Origin of the sequence: Candidatus Accumulibacter sp. ACC012 (assembly GCF_907163155.1) — a bacterium.
GTDB lineage: Bacteria > Pseudomonadota > Gammaproteobacteria > Burkholderiales > Rhodocyclaceae > Accumulibacter > Accumulibacter delftensis.
On the sequence record NZ_CAJQUC010000006.1, the window covers coordinates 64194 to 81070 of the forward strand.

At 62.7% G+C, this 16877-nt stretch carries 14 protein-coding genes and 2 pseudogenes; 7 read left to right on the forward strand and 9 right to left on the reverse strand.

The annotated features are described in order from the left end of the window. Nucleotides 1-406 precede the first annotated feature (406 nt). From QZ648_RS08650 to QZ648_RS24905, 6 genes are all read right to left on the reverse strand, one after another. Nucleotides 407-1003, reverse strand: coding sequence for a hypothetical protein (locus QZ648_RS08650; RefSeq protein WP_291996745.1), 597 nt, complete (start codon nucleotides 1001-1003; stop codon nucleotides 407-409). Nucleotides 1004-1019: 16 nt separating this feature from the next. Further along, the gene (locus QZ648_RS08655; RefSeq protein WP_291996746.1) at nucleotides 1020-2300 is read right to left on the reverse strand and encodes a phage portal protein; all 1281 of its coding nucleotides are present in this window, start codon (nucleotides 2298-2300) and stop codon (nucleotides 1020-1022) included. Then, a complete protein-coding gene (locus QZ648_RS08660) occupies nucleotides 2300-3730 on the reverse strand; it encodes a terminase TerL endonuclease subunit (protein WP_291996747.1) in 1431 nt (476 codons plus the stop codon). Before QZ648_RS08660 ends, QZ648_RS08655 begins: the two co-directional genes overlap by 1 nt. Next, complete coding sequence (locus QZ648_RS08665; protein ID WP_291996748.1) at nucleotides 3718-4014, reverse strand: hypothetical protein; 297 nt, start codon at nucleotides 4012-4014, stop codon at nucleotides 3718-3720. The genes QZ648_RS08660 and QZ648_RS08665 overlap by 13 nt, the downstream gene beginning before the upstream one ends. Next, nucleotides 4011-4481, reverse strand: a complete 471-nt coding sequence (locus QZ648_RS08670; protein ID WP_169066928.1) for a phage terminase small subunit P27 family — start codon at nucleotides 4479-4481, stop codon at nucleotides 4011-4013. Before QZ648_RS08670 ends, QZ648_RS08665 begins: the two co-directional genes overlap by 4 nt. Nucleotides 4482-4851: 370 nt before the next feature. Next, nucleotides 4852-5202, reverse strand: coding sequence for an HNH endonuclease (locus QZ648_RS24905; RefSeq protein ID WP_366144101.1), 351 nt, complete (start codon nucleotides 5200-5202; stop codon nucleotides 4852-4854). A 134-nt stretch (nucleotides 5203-5336) separates the two neighbouring features. Here QZ648_RS24905 and QZ648_RS08675 point away from each other — a divergent pair. From QZ648_RS08675 to QZ648_RS08705, 7 genes and pseudogenes are all read left to right on the forward strand, one after another. Beyond that, nucleotides 5337-5857 (forward strand): annotated as a pseudogene (locus tag QZ648_RS08675) (DUF3489 domain-containing protein). Between the two features lie 117 nt (nucleotides 5858-5974). Next, complete coding sequence (locus QZ648_RS08680) at nucleotides 5975-6166, forward strand: hypothetical protein (RefSeq protein WP_169067623.1); 192 nt, start codon at nucleotides 5975-5977, stop codon at nucleotides 6164-6166. Between the two features lie 297 nt (nucleotides 6167-6463). Beyond that, nucleotides 6464-6652: pseudogene (locus QZ648_RS24910) on the forward strand (hypothetical protein); the annotation flags it as partial. A gap of 31 nt (nucleotides 6653-6683) precedes the next feature. Next, nucleotides 6684-7313 carry a DUF932 domain-containing protein gene (locus QZ648_RS08690; RefSeq protein ID WP_291996751.1) on the forward strand — a complete coding sequence of 210 codons (630 nt, stop codon included), beginning with the start codon at nucleotides 6684-6686 and terminating at the stop codon, nucleotides 7311-7313. A gap of 580 nt (nucleotides 7314-7893) precedes the next feature. Further along, nucleotides 7894-8121, forward strand: a complete 228-nt coding sequence (locus QZ648_RS08695) for a hypothetical protein (protein ID WP_291996752.1) — start codon at nucleotides 7894-7896, stop codon at nucleotides 8119-8121. A gap of 114 nt (nucleotides 8122-8235) precedes the next feature. Then, complete coding sequence (locus QZ648_RS08700) at nucleotides 8236-8610, forward strand: hypothetical protein (RefSeq protein WP_291996753.1); 375 nt, start codon at nucleotides 8236-8238, stop codon at nucleotides 8608-8610. 164 nt (nucleotides 8611-8774) lie between these two features. Further along, nucleotides 8775-9044: a hypothetical protein gene (locus tag QZ648_RS08705; protein ID WP_291996754.1), complete on the forward strand. Its 270-nt coding sequence runs from the start codon at nucleotides 8775-8777 to the stop codon at nucleotides 9042-9044. Between the two features lie 199 nt (nucleotides 9045-9243). On the opposite strand, the gene QZ648_RS08710 is transcribed toward QZ648_RS08705, so the two are convergent. From QZ648_RS08710 to QZ648_RS08720, 3 genes are all read right to left on the reverse strand, one after another. Continuing rightward, nucleotides 9244-9414 carry a hypothetical protein gene (locus QZ648_RS08710; protein ID WP_291996755.1) on the reverse strand — a complete coding sequence of 57 codons (171 nt, stop codon included), beginning with the start codon at nucleotides 9412-9414 and terminating at the stop codon, nucleotides 9244-9246. 995 nt (nucleotides 9415-10409) lie between these two features. Further along, on the reverse strand, nucleotides 10410-10649 hold the full coding sequence (locus tag QZ648_RS24915) for a ParB N-terminal domain-containing protein (protein WP_366144102.1): 240 nt from the start codon (nucleotides 10647-10649) through the stop codon (nucleotides 10410-10412). Nucleotides 10650-16692: 6043 nt separating this feature from the next. Then, on the reverse strand, nucleotides 16693-16877 hold a 185-nt coding region (locus QZ648_RS08720), incomplete at its 5' end, for a hypothetical protein (protein ID WP_291996756.1).

Genomic DNA, 16877 nt, shown 5'->3' on the forward strand with positions numbered 1-16877 from the left:
TCCGTTCAATACGTTACGACCGCGCGTAACCGGGCAAGCATATATGTGCGCCACGGGGCCTCCCTTGTCACAGAAGGCCAGGGCATTCCTCGCCTGTGCCACGCTAGCCGCCCGCGGCTTGGCAATGGCTTGGCATCGCGACGCATCTCTTCCTGCACATCGTCGAGACGTGGCCACCCCATCAGATCATGCCTTGGCGCCTTCGCCGCTTCCCGCCGGAGCACACGACCCTGACCCATTCCCCTCACGCACCTGCGCGATCGGCAACCGCTCACGCCCGCGCGAACACCGCCCCCTTGGGACTCTGAGTGTAGTCCATCCCCGCGCGACTGGCATGAAACCCTGCGCTCATCGTCGAGCGGCACAACGGCTTTTCCCTCGACCGTTGGATTTTCCGCTCCGAGGATCATGTCGGTTTGCGAATGTTGACAAAACGCCTGCGAGTAATCGAAGTGGCTTTCCAGACGCCCAATCGAGCCGACCCTGCAGACTGGTGTGACGTAGAACTCCGACGCTGAGCAGCCGATTTCCAGGTAAGCAGCACTCGCCGCCAGGATGTTGGCATGGCAACACGTCTTCTGCCCTCGGGCACTGACGATCTCGTCGGCGAGTTCGGACACGCCCATAGGACGCTGCCTCCCGGACTGTCGATGTCGATCAGGATCTGGCTGACCGAGTCGTCCGCCAGCGCTTGGCGAAGTGCAGCGGCAAACTGCTGCGTGCTGACGCTACCCGGTCCCGAGACGTCGTCGACCATATTGCCGCGTTGGGTGACGACACCGTACAAGGGCAGCACCGCGATCCCGCCACTGGACACCGCCGTGGTCGCCTGCCGGCGTGCCTCCCGCACGTTGCGGTCAGCGGCGATCGATGCCAGGACGTCTTCACCAGCCGGAACGTCCTGCGACCAGCGCGTCAGGACTGCCGCGACCGCATTCAGTCGCTCGGGCATCAGCGCCCAGGGGGTGGCCAGAAATTCAGCAACCAGCAAGTGGTGGTTCATCGTGTCATCCTCATCGTCATTCGGTCTGTGCGTCTTCATCGTCTTGCGGCCCAGTCACATCCTGCGCAGGCCGCTGGTCCTGCTCGGCATCGCTCTCCAGATCCTCGGCCGAACCTTCCTCGACCATGTTCAGCGGGCGCAGCGGCTCATCCAGCCCGTCGAGCGGATTCAAGTTCTCCGCAATCCGCGCCTCGTTACGCGTCAGCCAGCCGTTCTGGATCCCGCTCTGGTAGTACGACGACCGGCTGGCGGCGTCGCCGCGCATCAGGTTCGCGAAGTCGAACTCGACTTCCAACTCGTCGCCATCGAGCAGCAACTCGGACTCGATGCTCGCTTCCCACCGCTCGGCCCACGGCGTCATCGTGTGCATCACGAATTCCAGGCTCTGCTGCTCGATGTTCGAGAACGTCGCGCGATCGAGATCCGCGATCATGTGCGGCGGTACGCGAAACAGCCGCGCGATGTCGGTGATCTGGAATTTCCGGAGTTCGAGAAACTGCGCGTCCCGGTTGGTCACGCCCACCTCGTGGAACTTCATGCCGTTTTCCAGCACCAGCACCTTGCCGCGGTTGGCACCGGACTGCGCCGCCTGGTAGGACTCGCGAAACACCTTCTTGGCCTCGCTGTCCTTGAACGACCCCGGAAACTCGATCCAGCCGCCGGTCGGCTTCGCGTCGTTGGCGAAGAAGCGCGCACCGTAGTCCTGCGCGGCCAGCGCCATGCCCAGACTCTCGCGCGCCAGTTCGATCGGGCTCATGCCCATCAGACCGTCCGACGACAGACCACGCAGATGCCAGATCTCGCCGCGCGGCAGTATCGCCTCTACCCCGAGCCGATCGGTCACCCGGTACCGGTAGTCACCGGACGGGACAAGTTCCATGCGGATCCGGTCCGGGTGGATCGGCATCAGTTCGACGATCTCGCCGCGGCGGTTGGCCACGATCCGGTTGTAGGCGTTGCCCCGCAGCGCCAGATGACCCTGCAACATCTCGCGCCACTCATACGGGTTCTGGTAACGATTCGGGCGCTTCGCCAGCACGCGGTACAGCCAGTGATCCGTCACCCGGTCCTTGCCGCCATCGGCGCGTTGCCGGTAGAGCACGAACGGCAAGGACGCCATTGTCTCGGCCAGGATGCGCACGCTGGCGTACACCGCCGCCAGGCGCATGGCGTTGTCCGCCGAAACGCGCATGCCGCTGGAGCTCCGCATCGTGACCGGCTCGAACCAGAAGTCACCTCCGGACGAGCGGTCGTCACTCGAGGCCATCCAGCGCGAGAGAAAGCTGAACATCCCCATCACAGCATCACCAGTTCGTAGTCGGCACCGAGCACCACCTGGGTGCCGGGCGTGATCGCCCGCGACAGTGCCATGATCAGCGCGACGATGCCGTCGATCTTGTTCTCCGGGCGTTCCTTGCGCGGATAGATGTTGTCCTTGGCGTCCAGGTGCGCGACGACGTTGCTCACCATCCAGCCCAGCACCGGATCCCCGTCGTGGATCAGCTTCCCTTGCAGGACCAGTGCCTCCAACGTCTTCATCGGTTCCGAGAAGTTGAGCACCGTCGGTCTGACTTCGATCATCGGCAGTCCCTCGGCGAGCATGCGGGTCGACAACTGTGTCGCCTGGAACGGGTCGAAGGCCACCGCCTGGATGGCAAAGCGCGAGGCAAAATCGACCAGGTCAGCTTCGATCCAGGAGAAATCGATCACGTTGCCCGGCGTCACCGTCAGCCGCCCGCTGCCCATCCAGCCGGGGTACTGGCTGTTGCCGGTGGCGTGCACCGTGTCTTCGGGCAGGTAGTAGCGCCCGAACACCGCAAAGCCGCCGTCGACTTCCGCATGCGCGAAGACCAGCAGCAAGGCGGCGATGTCGGTCTTGCTGGCCAGATCCAGTCCGATCCAGCACGGCTGTCCCGCATAGGACTCGATATCCAGCCCCGAGTCGGCGCAGCGATCCCAGGAACGCATGTCCATCCATGCGGTGTCCGCGTTGACCCACTCATTGAGATGCTTGGTCTTGAAGTTGTTCACCGCGCTCGGCATCTGCATGGCTTTGGCCTGCAGCGGCGCCAGCACTTCCGGGCGCACCGAGATGCCCCAATTGGGATTGGCCTTGATCAGCGACTCTTCGAGCGTCCAGTCGTCCCCGTCATCAAGCCCATAGACCACAGCAAACTGGCTGTCGTCCGCGAACACGCCGTCGAGCAGGCGGGTGACGAAGGTGCGGATCTCGTAGCAGATCCCCGAGCGGTTGCTGCCGGCTGTGGTGATCACCCACAAGAGCGAGTTGTCGCGCTTGCCGGTGCCGGTCTCGACCACGTCGTAGACGGTGCGAGTCTTGTGCGCGTGCAGTTCATCGATGCAGCCGAAGTGAATGTTCAGCCCGTCGAGTGTCGATCCTTCGGCAGAGAGCGCCTCGAACTTCGAGCCCCTGGCCAGCACGTGCAGGTTGTGTGCGCCGACGCCGACGCCGAAGCGGGACCGGAACCCGGCCGACTGGCGGGCCATGGTCTGTGCGTCGCCGAAGACGATGCGCGCCTGGTCGCGAGTGGTCGCCAGCGAATAGACCTCGGCGCCGCCTTCACCATCGGCGGCCAGCATGTACAGCGCCAGGGCGGAGGAAAGTGTCGATTTCGCATTGCCGCGCGGCACTTCGATATAGGCGCGGCGAAAGCGCCGCTTGCCGTCACGTTTTACCCAGCCGAAGACGGTGGTCAGGATGAACACCTGCCAGGGCTCCAGTCGGATCGGCTGTCCCGCCAGTGGCCCCTTGACGTGCGGCAGGCGCTCGATGAAGGCACACAGGTTGTCGGCAGGCCGGAACTGCGCCCCAACTTGTCGGTCAGGGTTGGGTTGAATCGGTAGGGACTGTCCTTGCCCGTGAAGCGCGCGAGATCGTCGAGTTGCCGCTGGCAGGCCTCGCGCACCCACTTGCCGGTGAGAACCCTGCCGGTGACGACGGCCTTGGCGTACTGGCGGGCGATCGTCGTGTAACTGCGGTTGGCCGTCATCCGGCAATCTCCGACCACGGATCCGACTCGGTCGTCGATTCCGCCGGCAGCGAGATGCGTGAGCGCGCCGCCGGGGTGAATCCCATCTCGGCCTCGTAGCCCTTCATCTCCAACGCCAGATCCCGAATCACGTCCATCAGGGGCGAGCGTCGCAGAATGCCGCTGGGTGTCTTGATCATCATTCCGGAGACCCCGGCCTTGTTGATCTTGGAGAGTGCCTCGCGGTACATCCCGGAGCAGTTCGCCCAGCGCTCCAGCACCGCGCCGTCGAGCGCCGACAGCAAACCGGGTGGTGAATTGGCCACCGCGTAGTTCCACGCTTCCTTGGCGCTGTCCGACATGTACTCGGGCGGGGTGCACAAGGCCGTCGTCGGTTTCGGTTCGCGCACGTTGCTGCGGCACTTCTGCAGCGTCCCCTTGATCTCTTTCACGACCACGGGCAGGGGCTTACGTCCGGGAGCGGCCATACGAAATCACCCCGCGAAATGGCCCTTTCGCACCGATTTCGGCCGGAAACGAGCCGGATTTGGCACCTCTCGATTTGCCAAAAACCCCAATGAAATCAATGCTCAAGCGCCATTTTCCGCCAAAAAAAGTTTTCTAATTTGCACGCACAAAAATTGACCACGCGCACGCATCCAGCATATGCCATTGTAGAGAACCTAGGCCCCTAGGGGCCTGTAGCCGAGTCATTTCGCGAAGCTGGACTTCCATATCTACACAATTGGCATTTTCCATTCATGCTGAACGTATAATGTGATGATGAGCGAATGATCTGGCCTTGCTTCGTGCGTGCGCAGCCGGACATCGAGTGGCCATCGACCGACGCTGACACGCTCAGCAGTCTCGGTCCGCTTGGCGACGCCGGTTAGGGTTGCCAAAGCCGCCGTCGTGCCTCGCCGTGACTCTGGCGTGGCAGCGACTGCAGAGCGACTGCAGATTCGATCGGTCGTTATTGTGGCTATCGCCATCGATGTGATCGACGACGCTGGCGGCGCACAAGACACCGAGCCGCAGGCACTCCTGACATAGCGGTGCCTCACGCAGAAGCCGAGCGCGCAGGCCTCGCCACGCGGCGCTGTTTGTGGGCAGGGCACGTTTCTCTTGTCGCTTCCTCTTCCCCGTATTGCTGTCCCACTGCCGGTGATCGGCACGGTGCGCGTCGCAATAGCCGGGTGTGGTCAGCACCGCACCGCAACCCGGTGTCGGCAGGGAGTCGGGGCACGCAAGGGCATTCGCGTCTTTCTGGTTGGCAGGACTTGGCTTCGTGATTGAACAGCGCGTTCATGTGCTCGTCATCAACCCCGATCAAGGAGATCGCCATGACCCGCACCGCACTCACCGACACCCAGCGCCTGGTCCTCGAACAGGCTGCCGAGCAACCCGATGGCCGTGTCAATTGGTTCCCCGACAACGTCAAGGGCGGCGCCCGCAAGAAGGTGATCGAGGGCCTCTGCAACAAAGCCCTCATCACCGGCAGCGACGCTGACTGGTTCATCTCGCCGGTTGGCTACGACGCCCTGGGGCGCACCCCGCCGGCACTGCCGACCACGCATCCCGACCCGGAGGTCGAAGCCGCCTGGCGGCCACCGAGGCGCAATGGGTGGCCGAGAAGCAAGCGACGACGGTGAAACCCCGCACCCGCGAGAACAGCAAGCAGGCGGCGGTGATCGCCCTGCTCAAACGCCCCGAGGGCGCGACAATTGCGCAAATTTGCGCATCCACCGGCTGGCAGTCGCACACCGTGCGAGGCGCGTTTGCCGGCGCGTTCAAGAAGAAGCTCGGGCTGACCATCACCTCGGAGAAACCCCAGGGTGGTGAGCGCATCTACCACATTGGGTAGTCACCGAAGGGGTGGTTGGAAACATCCAGCCGCCCCGAAAAAGATTGACGAAAAGCTTGGCTTCGGCGCCAGACAGCGCGTTCATACGATCGTCATCAACGCCAGCAGGAGACCACCATGAACACCCTCAGCGCCCAAACCATCCAGCACCTCATGCGCAAGCATCACAAGACGATCCGCGGCATTGCCGAGGAGTGGAATCTCACCATGAAGCGCGTGCGCCAGGTGCGCACCCAAGGCGTCTCCGGCGAGCACTACGTCATGGACTGGCTCGAAATCCTGACCGGCGACCCACGCCACATGGTGTGAGTCGCCACAGCATCACCAGACGCCCGGGCCACCGGGCGTTCTTGCGTTTGGAGCCACGGCGAAGATAAACGACAGAGGACTAAAAAATCGCTTGGCTTGTGTTGGGCACAGCGCGTTCATATGATCGTCATCAACCACACCACGAAGGAGAAACACCATGGCACACCAGATCGACTTCACCACCGGCCAAGCCGCCATCGCCTACGCCACGGACACCGATGTCCCCTGGCACGGGCTCGGGCAAACGGTCGATCCCGAGGCCAGCGTCGAGGTCTGGCAGAAGGCCGCGCAGCTCGAATGGCGCGCCCTCAAGGCCGAGGTCCAGTTCGACAGCACCGTCACGAACCAGCGCGAGTCCTTTGCCGACAAGCACGTGCTGTACCGCAGCGACTGTGGCGCACCCTTGTCGGTCGTCTCGTCCGACTACCAGGTGTCCAGCCGGCGGACATTCTCAACTTCTTCGGTGCGTTGGCCGAGGCCAAGCAGTTCCGCATCGAGACCGTCGGCGCTCTGATGAATGGCCGGCGCATCTGGGCACTGGGGCGCGTTGGCAAGAACGCCCGCATCCTGGACGACGAAGTCGCGCCCCTACCTGCTGCTGGCGACCTCCTACGACGGCACGATGGCGACCGTGGCGCGGTTTACGACGATTCGGGTCGTGTGCAACAACACGCTGCAGGCCTCCCTGCGCAACCGGGATGCGCAGCGTCAGGTGACGATCTCGCACCAGGCGATCTTCGATGCCAAAGCGGTCCGGGCGGACCTGGGCATCGCGCTGGACGCATGGGACGAGTTCCAGCAGAAGGCCGGGCTGATGGCCGGCCGGAAACTGACCGATCTCGAAACCGATGGCTGGCTGCAGGACTTGTTCCAGCCCTTCATGCCCTACGGGCAGAGTTACACGCCTGAGCGGTCCAGGAAGTCCAAGGGCTACCGCAGCATCCTCGAACTCTTTGCCGGCGAGATGATCGGCGGCCACCAGGACGCGACCGACCAGACCCTGTGGGGTCTGCTCAACGCCACCACCGAGTACATCGACCACGAGAAGGGCCGCCTCCAGGACAACCGGTTGAACGCCGCCTGGTTTGGCCCGGGCGCCCGGTTCAAGGATCACGCGTACCAGCTGGCGGAGAAATTGGTGGCCTAGCCGCCAACCATCTCGCCAGACGCCCGGGCCACCGGGCGTTTTGGCGTCTGGGCGCCGGAACTGGCGCGGTGCACCAAGTAGTCAACCGGCGGCGTCGAAGCGCCACACGGCGCGGCCGTGCAACCCGCAGGGCCAACGCCGAGGAGGTGGCGAGCGTCACGACGCCAGGGGCCAGCCGACGAAGATTGTGATTCCGCTGGCTTCAGCAGCGAACAGCGCGTTCATACGATCGTCATCAACCACCGCAGGAGCCCGCCATGACCCCGACCCAAACCAGCAGCCTGGATACCCTCGGCAACCAACTCGCCACCGCCGCCCTCACCACGCTGATCCGGCTCTGCCGGAGATCAGGACCGCCAGCCACGAACTGCGCGAGGCGGCACTCGTGGCGATGCGCGCACGGTCCTCGCGAAGTCGTCGACGAATTACTCGACGACACCCAGGCGTGCCCCGGGTATGGCCGAGACGATCTTCGCGAGCGCCGCGTTGACCCTGGCGCACGCCGGCATCACCGTCCTGCGGAGCGTTTAGAACCGATGGCCATCTTCCCTCGTCAACCAGTACACCAAAGGAGTCTGTCATGACCACAGCACCCCACTCTCCGCCGCCGACTTTCATCTCCAGCAACTGCGCCCGCGGTTGGGCGGCACCATCACCAACCTTGCCCGGACCGGCCGTCGACGAGTACGGCGACGAATTCTTCGGTCTGGTCATTACCTTGACCAACGGGCAGAAGCGAACCCTCATCTTCCTCGCCGACGACGAAGGCAACGGCCCGGGCAGTTTCCAACTCGACAGCCAGGGTTGAGGCCATCTCGAACGAGACGTCGGGTCACGCGAATGATCGTCGTGGGCGCTTGGCTTCTCAATCAAACAGCGCGTTCATCGGGGTGTCGCACCAACCACGCCAGGGAGCCACACCATGAGCATTACCATCCGCATCGACCAGCAGCCCGAAACCGAGGTCAACTACTCCAATCGCAATGCCGCCATCGTGCTGGGTGCGCTGGGCATCGACACCTCCGAGGGTTACGGCGAGATCGACTTCGCCGAACTGCCGCGTCTGCGTCAACGGGCCATTCGGGCGTTGCATCAGGCCTGGGAATTCAGACCGTCGCACCGACCGACGAGAGCGGTCCGACCCGCATCGTTGAGATCGACGGCAGCCGACCATCCAGCGGGGCGTTCGCGTCATCGACCCGGGCATCGACCAGGAGGGTGTCGTCCGGCGCCTCAAGGAAGTCTTCACCTGCTGGCGGTTGCCCACGAACTGCGGTCTGGCGTGACGTGGTGCTGAATCGGCGTCGCCAAGCAAGGACTCGCCGGCGACACGACGACGCCACACGGCGCGTCTGTGCAAGCCAAGGCGCCATGGGCCGCAATGATTAAGAACGCACTTGCCTTCTCAATCGAACAGCGCGTTCATACGGTGTCACCACCAGCTACCCCGAGGAGAATGCCATGACCGCCAAGACCACCCTCCAGACCAACGTGACCGATACCAACGGTCGCAAACCGCGGCATGATGAGCATCCAGATCGAGTTCAGCCAGGCGGGCGCCGAGCATCATCATCCACGACGGCAAGACTTTCTGTGCCACCGGCAAAGCGGCGTCACACGAAAACAGGCAGCGCGGTGGTCGAAGCAGCAAGCGACGACGACCGGGCGCGCATCTGGATTGCACGCGAACGCAACGTCCATTTGGGAAGACTGAAAGCATTGCCAAAATGATTGAGAAAGCACTTGGCTTGTGTTCGTGGTAGAGCAATCATGTCTCGTCATCAACGCAAACGGGAGAACACCATGAACCACCGCCAACACCATCGCCAACCCGATCCCCGCCACCGAGAACGAAGCCTGGGGCTTCTACGGCGGCATGCAGGACAATGCCGAAGTCGCATGGCTTTTGGCCATGACCGCAATCTCCACTCTAACCGGCGAGCCTGCTCGATCGGTCCCAGGCTCCTTCCTCGACAGCCGCCCGACGCACGACTTGTCTGATGATGTCCGCAACCAGAATGCTGTCGGCAAGCACGTCGAGCAGGCGATTCACAGCCGCCATCACGCAATGGATGTCTTGACGATAACCGCCGACCAGCAAGAGACTCCGGCATCCCGCAGGCTTTTCCGTACCGGACGGGTTTGTGATTCACTGCGCAATCTCCGAGGAAGCACTCTCGGCCTGACCCAACACCGCATCACACTCAACGCCATCCGAACTCCCGGGTGGCGTTTTTGCCGGTGTAGTCCTCCAGCGGCGAACGATGGTATCGACGTACTTGGAGTCCATTTTCCATCAACCGCGCGGACCGTCCTCTCACTCCTTTCTCGGCTGGCGATCAACTTGGTACCGAGGCCGCCGAAGCTCGAGCACCGTAAATCGCCCGTGGCTCGAATTGCGAAATCGGCGCTCGACGATTCCCGGTCTTCATCGTCTGATGGAGATCGTTCTTAGACGGGCTTTCTTGATCGGGCCACACGTCGCCCTGGTCACGGTCGCCGCACCCAGTGGCGCTTTTGCCCGCCCGCGGGCCAACCGTAGAGCATCGGCTCGTACTGTCCTGATAGTCGGCCGCGGCCACGTGAAGGTGTTCTCGCACCAGATGATGAATGTCGACCATTGGCCACCGGCGGCGCGGAACGCTGACTGCAGCACGTCGAGTTCGCTGGAGTACACGCGTGTAGACCGCGACCCGAATCGCAGCGCGCCAGCGCCGGGGTGAGGGCCGCCACCAGGAAATCGTGGAACCCGTCACACAGGTTGTCGTTGATGATCGCGCGATTCTTGCCGCGCACTTTGTCCTTCGCGCTGTTGGCGTGTTCACGTTGTACGGCGGGTCCTGCAGAGCATCGACACGTGATCGGTGCCGATTAGTGCCTGATAGCTGTCCTCGTGTGTAGCATCCCCGCACAGCAGCCGGTGCTTGCCGAGCACCCACACATCACCCAGTCGCGACACCGGTCGTTTCCGGTAGGTCCGGAACAGCGTCGTCGTCTGTCTCGCCTTCGGTGCTGGTCTCCTCGCCGGCCATGATCTCCAGCAACTGGTCGGCATCGAAGCCGGTCAGCGCTAGGTCGAACTCGTCGAGTTTCAGCTCATCGAGTTCGAGGCGCAGCAGATTCGTCGTCCCACTCGGCCCAGGTCGCCGAGCGGTTGGCCAGCAGACGAAAGGCCTTGATCTGCGTCGGCGTCAGGTCGTCGGCGAGGATCACCGGCACCGTGTCGAGCCCGAGCTTGCGCGCCGCCTTCAGGCGCAGGTGACCATCGACCAGGCGCCCATCGGACTGGGCGACACAGGGGATCCGAAAGCCGAACTCCTGGATGGCGGCGGCCATCTGGTCGACGCATGATCGTTCTTGCGCGGGTTGCGCGCGTACTCGATCAGTCGGTCGATCGGCCACTGCTCAAACGGTCAGCATCGTCGCTCCCCCAGGCGCTCGTCGGCGACTTCGGTGAAGGTCTGGCCGGTGGCCGCGAGTGTCACCGGCACGAGCCGGCAAAATTCTGCTGGAAGCGCTTGATCGCCACAAATCGACGACTCGGGGCAATCTCGACCGAGCGGGCGATGCGGCCGGTACCTGCGCGCAGCATCGTCGTACCGAACCGCAGAAGGTTTCGAACACGAGGTCGCCGGTGTCGGAGTAGGGCCTCGGATGAACTCCGGCAGGGCGGATCGGGGAAGAAGTGCGGGGGTGCGATGTTCCTGCCCGACTTGTTGCCCTGTGGCGCATCAGCGGATCACCGAGTCGGGCATCCGTTTGTCCTGCTGGGTTGGCCCGCGGCCGTCCAATGCTCCGCCGACCTCGCCATGTCTTACTTACTGCGCATCGCAGTAGAGGAGGCCTTCCTGCGCGAGGTTGCGATTCCTACCGCGTGCTTTGCAATGGAACGAATCTTGTTCTTTTTCGGCTCTGGTGGTTGAAGTGGAAGACGAACTCGAAGCTCGGGGCGAACGTCCCGCCCAGTTCGGCCAGGCATCCCGGGCCCTGGTCCCATACGGTACGCACGCGAACCGCCGCCAGCCCTCTGTGCGCATCCACGCCAGCCAGCCATCCCCATACGGGCTTACTTCTTTGTCGCGGTGGATCAGGCCGAGTTGACGAGCCACCTGGCCCGCGATCGCTCACGGGAGATCTAGCGAGACGCCGCGCTCAATCCGTCCCATCGGTGGGGGGGGGGGGGAGGCCGCCGCTGGTGTAGTCACGCTGTTCCGTAGGGCGGTGAGGTGGAAGTCAGACCCGCGCCCGATCGGCCGGCCATCAGCGTCGGATCACGGCAGAGATCAGCGGTCGTCCCCGACAAAAAAAATGCAGATCAGATGCGATGGCTGACCCAAGGCCAACGTCGCCGTTGCGAGCGACGTGATTTGGTCGGGACTCGGTACGTTCGTTCCGGCCGCGTCCAGATCGGCAGTTGTCACGCCGTCGCACCATCGGGCATCGTTGCTCAGCAATGGCCTCATCTCGTCGGCGTCGAAAACCTGTCAATGACAGATCGACGTCGGCGCACTTCAGGTCTTCAAGTTCCAGCGCGAGCATCGCGTCCATCCATTCCGCCCATTGCCGAACGATTGGCCACAAACGGAGGCCTTGATCTGTGCGTCGCTCAGATTCGCTTCTGTTTCCCAGACTCACTGGCACCGAGTCGACCAGCCTGCGCGCCGCTGCGCCGAAGATGTACGCGTCAACAATTTCCCCTGTGCTCCTGGCAACCACGGGAATCCGAACCCGAAACTCGGTTAATGACCGCTGCCATCTGCTCGCCGCGTGGTCGTTATTGCGCGGATTCCGGGCGTAGTCGAGCACTCGTCACGCGCCACTGCTCCAGCGTCAATTCGGAGCGACCAAGATTCACCTCTGACAATGGAAACGGCCCGGACGGATGAGGTCACGGGCCGCAGTGATAAGAAGTAGAGAGGAAAGAGATAGCGCGCCGACGGTGTCAGTTGGACTCCTGGTACCCGTCGACGTCGCTCACGGCTCGTGATGCCCGTGGTGTTCCAATGGCCAAACGTACAGGCTATAATTTCGGGCGGCGCGTCTCGTGACGAGCGCGTGTAGGGCCATTCCGGCAATCGTCGGCTGGTACCCGTCTTGTACATACGGCTAGCGGGGTTCACTTTGATCTAAAGGGGCCTTCCATGCCGTTACTGCCATTAGCCGCCATCGAAAATCCGCTTACCTTGCTCAATTGGGCGCTGCTCCTATTGCGGCTTGCCGATGTGCAGATAACCTTCTCGCTTTTTCCGAGCCCACAGATAAAGCCTTCGCAGGCGCAAAGCCTTCAGTGCACCGCAGAGCCCTTGACGCACGGCAGGACGGTGGCGGGTCGATACTGCAACAAAATATCGTTGCCGCTTGCTGGTCCTGCAATCCAACGAAGAACAAAAGGCCTAAGCCTCGCAGGCACCTGGCCTGATCGGAGCGGGTGCATCCACGCGGCCTGCGCTGGGCCGTTGGCACTGTGCCGCCTTGCCTGACGGCCTTCGGAATGCTACGTCTGGCCCGAGACAGCCCGGTCAGGCTGGGACTTGACGTATGGCTGTTCCCGATCCTGTGTGCAGGCCCCTACTGCAAAAACGCACATGGGCGGGTCGAATGGTGAGGGCTAAACCCTACAATTCTCGTTTGCCGATTTAGTAATATTTGGCGTGTTCTCTATCTCCGCCCCCTGCCAGATCATAGCCAGAATCTTACAAAGCGGGGGTGGATGTTGCAACGGCAAAAATACAAGCGAGCCCCTCTGATGTACGCCTCCTTTGCTCGCATTTCGCCGATCCCGCCGCTAAATCCTGCTCTCAAGATCAACCGTCACGACTGCTCTTGACCTGCTAAGTCCTAGCTGCTGGCTAGACTCGAAGCCCCTGCCACCTTGGCGCACCCTGAAGGGACGATCGCTTACCGCTTTGTGTTTGAGATTTCCTAACCAGCGGGTCCTCGCAGTGGGTCACCGGGTTTCCCCGCGATTTATAGGAGTTGCACCATGCGTACACAGATCGCATTTCCTCGCCTGACTCGAGAAGCTCAAGCGAGGGCTCGCAAGCTCAAGAAGGACAGCGGAACACCCACCACGAAAGCCTTGGACATTCGCGCAGTCGCGGGCTTCGAACCCTGGCCGGATACCACTGGCACCAACGTTCGGCGTCAGCCAAGAACTTTCAATCCGACGGGCATGCTTACTACTTCAGGCGTCCATCATTGCTGGAACCTGAAGACTCGGAAACCTTTCCACGACACCTCGGGTTCATCTCGTCGAAGATGGATTTCGCTTTCTCTCTTTGTGCCGACGATCTATACGAAAGCCTCTGCGAGTTCGGTCGACGACGATTTCTTGCTGATTACGTCGACAGGTACTCCGAAGCAAGAACTGAAAAGATGCGCAGGATGCCTCATGAACTACGTCTTCTATCGCTTCACAGGACGAATATCCCGCAGCGATCCAAGGCGTCGTATAATGGTTTCGCCATACCCCTTCTGGCCACCGACTTTAATATGGCTCCGCGTTTCCTTGATGCGGTCCCAGTGATCACGTGCCCTCATTAGGACGGCGAGATCGCCGCAGTCGGTTCGGATCATCGTCGTGCCGAGAGAGGTGCTTGGCTCTAAGTTGCTGGTCCACCACCTGCAGCGCCTTCGGCACCGCCGCCATGCCGTTGTCCGGTCGCAGCCCATCTGCGCCAGATGTCCTTCCATTCGCGTTGCCTGGCTCGCATCCCACGAGATGGCGTTTGCTCGTTCAGCACTGCACCCAGCGCATCGTCTCCAGCAATTCCGGTCAATGGATCAGGCTGGGCCGGCAACGGACGGTACACGCTCCCTCGGGATCCGCTTCCCCTGTGTCTCGGGCAAAGGTTGGCCGACGTTTGAGTAGCCCTGCACCCGAAACGCGCGGCAGTCGCCGGCCCGTCCCTCGGCCGCCTCGGCGAATCGGTGCCGCGCCGTCTTCGGGTCCATCCAGCCATGACGGCCGACCTCCTGTGCCGTAGAGCGTTCGCCCCAGTCGCCGGACCCAAATCCCGTTCGACAGTCCCAGGCCTCTCGTCGTGTCGGACACACCAGGATGCGCTTCTCGCGCCAGCCGGTTTCCTTCAACAACCGCTTCGAAGATCTCGTTGAACGTCTGCTGCAACCGCCCCAGCTGGCAGCGATAGCGTTGCGAGGGATCTTCATGACGCCACCCTCCTGACCGTCACTGCCCACGCGATCAGGGCCAGCAGCGTCGGCTTCGTTGTCGTCCTGCGGATCGAGTCCCCCGTGGCCCTGTCGGCGGCGATCATCGCGTCCTTGCCGGAATTGCCCTTGCCGGTGGCGTGTTTCCTTTATCGTCCCCACCGGCCACGCCCCTGGTACGGTCTCTGGTGTTGCTTCGCGCCCACGCGGTCAGGTGCGCCAGGAATCCGCCAAGGCGTGCGCCGCATCGACAAACCGCGTGACGACGCACCTCCTGCAAGGTAGACCGCATTCGCTGCCCGTCGACCGAGTGCTTGATTTCCGTGGCCAGCGCTGAAGCGCAGGTATCGCATTCCGCCCCCCTCGAACGTCGGGGCGTAAAGTGTGCAGTGCCGCTTGCATCGTGCCGTCCATGTGTTTCATTGCCCACCCGGTATTTGGCCCCAGATCCAGTGCCAAATGGTCCGGACGCATCGTCCAGTGCTCCATGTCATTTGAGTTGCGTGAACGGATCGGACGGGCTTCCCCATTACGTATCACGTGTTAGTAAGGTCGGTTAATGTTTAAGCCTGTCAAAACCGTCACTTCCCCGAGTTTTCTAGCATCGCGATAGGCGTATGCGGGGCTACCGGGGGGGGCGAGTGGACAGTCCCGTGACGCGCCGACGCCACCATTCAGACGACACTTCTCGGGAATTTGCGCGCCGCCATCGACTCGGAGAACGCCTTGACCGAGCCCACGTACTCGCCGGCACGTTCCCTGCCCATTCACGCCATCGGCGAAGAGTTTCATAGACCCTTCGCGACAGGACTTTTGCCAGCATGCAGCGCTCGTCGATCCATTGCCCCAGGCCTCCGCCTCGCTTCGAATACTCGTCGGTCGCGGACAACATCGCAGGCCGGCTGCTTGAGCCCTCCTCGCTGCCATGCGAGACCCCCCCTACGGTGCCCATGCCAGAATGCCGTAGCGCTCGCTGGAGGACTTCTCGTGAGCTGCCGCGTCGCTTCTCCGCGGCACGGTGGACGGTGAACGTGATGATGGTGGCAGCCGGCGTTTTCAATCGCTTCATCGACGTTACTGATCGGGGCTTGTTGTTGCCGGGCGCTAACCAGCGTGAACTGCGTACTACTCGAAGAAACCTGGCGCATGAAGCTCGCCGAGCACCTTGTCCGTCCGCCGGTTAATCGCTTTCACACCTTCGACTCGTTTCCAGCGCCGCCCTTGCTCGTTTTACCAATTGAGGAGACGAAACGGGCGCCTCGCAGCCCCCTCTAGGTCGTCGATGCCTGTCAGTGCGCTGCCGTTCCTGAACGTATCCATTTGGCCGTTGGCGGCGGTAGCTCCCGAGGAGGTGGTGATCACGTTCACGAACCCGACTTGCCATTGGCCCCGGTGCCGTAGAGAAAGAACAGGGCATGCCGGGCGGGGTGACACCGCGTCACGCAAGTAGCCGACGACCCGCTGCAAGATAAGTGATCAGTTCCGCAACACCGCGCGGGTAATGTCGACAGACGCGCCAGCCACCGCGGACACGCGCCTTTCGGGCTTGCGTGTTCTCTTGGTCAGCCGGTCGGCCCGGTCGTGCGGCCGCAGTCGGCCCGGTGCGCAGATCGACACCCCCGCCGGCGTGTTGGCCAGCCACGATCGCCGTCCCATTCGCCTACGTCGCGGCATGGTCTTCGTTCGCTGCGTGCTAGCGTTCGACGCCACTCACCGTGCTGCTCGAGGCCGAGTTTTTGGGCGGCCAGTCGGTGCGCGTTCGCGTTTAATGAGGCTCTCGCGGCAAACCTTCCGCATCAGATGAGTGCCAGCAAGTTTCGTCGGCTGCCAGCGGCTGCCGCCACACCAGCCCCACTTGCCCCACTTGCGCGTCATAGCGCAAGGTCCGCGCATATTAGCGCCGAGTGAAGGACAGGGCCAAGGCGGTCGTCGTCGCCCAGACCGCCTTCTCGTCGTGTTTCCTCGGCTTCCTCCTGGCAACGGTGGTGTGAATTGGGTGCGCGGAACCGCTGGCCAAAAACGTGGGCAGATCGAATCCTTCCGCCAGCGCGTCGGCCGCATCCCACCGCCGCAGCCCGTGTCATCCGGTGGCTCAAGACCGTCGCATACCCCTCCTGCCACCGCCATCAGCACGGCGTCCCCGCCGCGGCCATCGCGTATCCCACCCAGCCTTGTCGCGATCGGGGCCAGATCAGGACTGCATTTGCGTTCAGTGGAGTCCATCGGTCTTGTCGACTGTCGCATTCTCGCGCGCCGTGCAATCGCAGTTGTCGCCACGACCGCCGGCGTCGACCATGCGCTTCGCGCATTTCTCACCTTCGACGAGTACCACCGTCCGCGCCGCCATGCCCCGGCTGGGTTTAGAGCGGACGCGGGTCGGGCGCGCCATCTGCG

What these genes read in the sequence shown, in the direction of transcription:
- QZ648_RS08655 (WP_291996746.1), bottom strand. Translation starts at nt 2,300, where the DNA reads ATGGGGATGTTCAGCTTTCTCTCGCGCTGGATGGCCTCGAGTGACGAC.
- QZ648_RS08665 (WP_291996748.1), bottom strand. Translation starts at nt 4,014, where the DNA reads ATGACGGCCAACCGCAGTTACACGACGATCGCCCGCCAGTACGCCAAG.
- QZ648_RS08705 (WP_291996754.1), top strand. Translation starts at nt 8,775, where the DNA reads ATGACCGCCAAGACCACCCTCCAGACCAACGTGACCGATACCAACGGT.
- QZ648_RS08680 (WP_169067623.1), top strand. Translation starts at nt 5,975, where the DNA reads ATGAACACCCTCAGCGCCCAAACCATCCAGCACCTCATGCGCAAGCAT.
- QZ648_RS24915 (WP_366144102.1), bottom strand. Translation starts at nt 10,649, where the DNA reads ATGGCCGCCGCCATCCAGGAGTTCGGCTTTCGGATCCCCTGTGTCGCC.
- QZ648_RS08700 (WP_291996753.1), top strand. Translation starts at nt 8,236, where the DNA reads ATGAGCATTACCATCCGCATCGACCAGCAGCCCGAAACCGAGGTCAAC.
- QZ648_RS08670 (WP_169066928.1), bottom strand. Translation starts at nt 4,481, where the DNA reads ATGGCCGCTCCCGGACGTAAGCCCCTGCCCGTGGTCGTGAAAGAGATC.
- QZ648_RS08650 (WP_291996745.1), bottom strand. Translation starts at nt 1,003, where the DNA reads ATGAACCACCACTTGCTGGTTGCTGAATTTCTGGCCACCCCCTGGGCG.
- QZ648_RS08695 (WP_291996752.1), top strand. Translation starts at nt 7,894, where the DNA reads ATGACCACAGCACCCCACTCTCCGCCGCCGACTTTCATCTCCAGCAAC.
- QZ648_RS08690 (WP_291996751.1), top strand. Translation starts at nt 6,684, where the DNA reads ATGGCCGGCGCATCTGGGCACTGGGGCGCGTTGGCAAGAACGCCCGCA.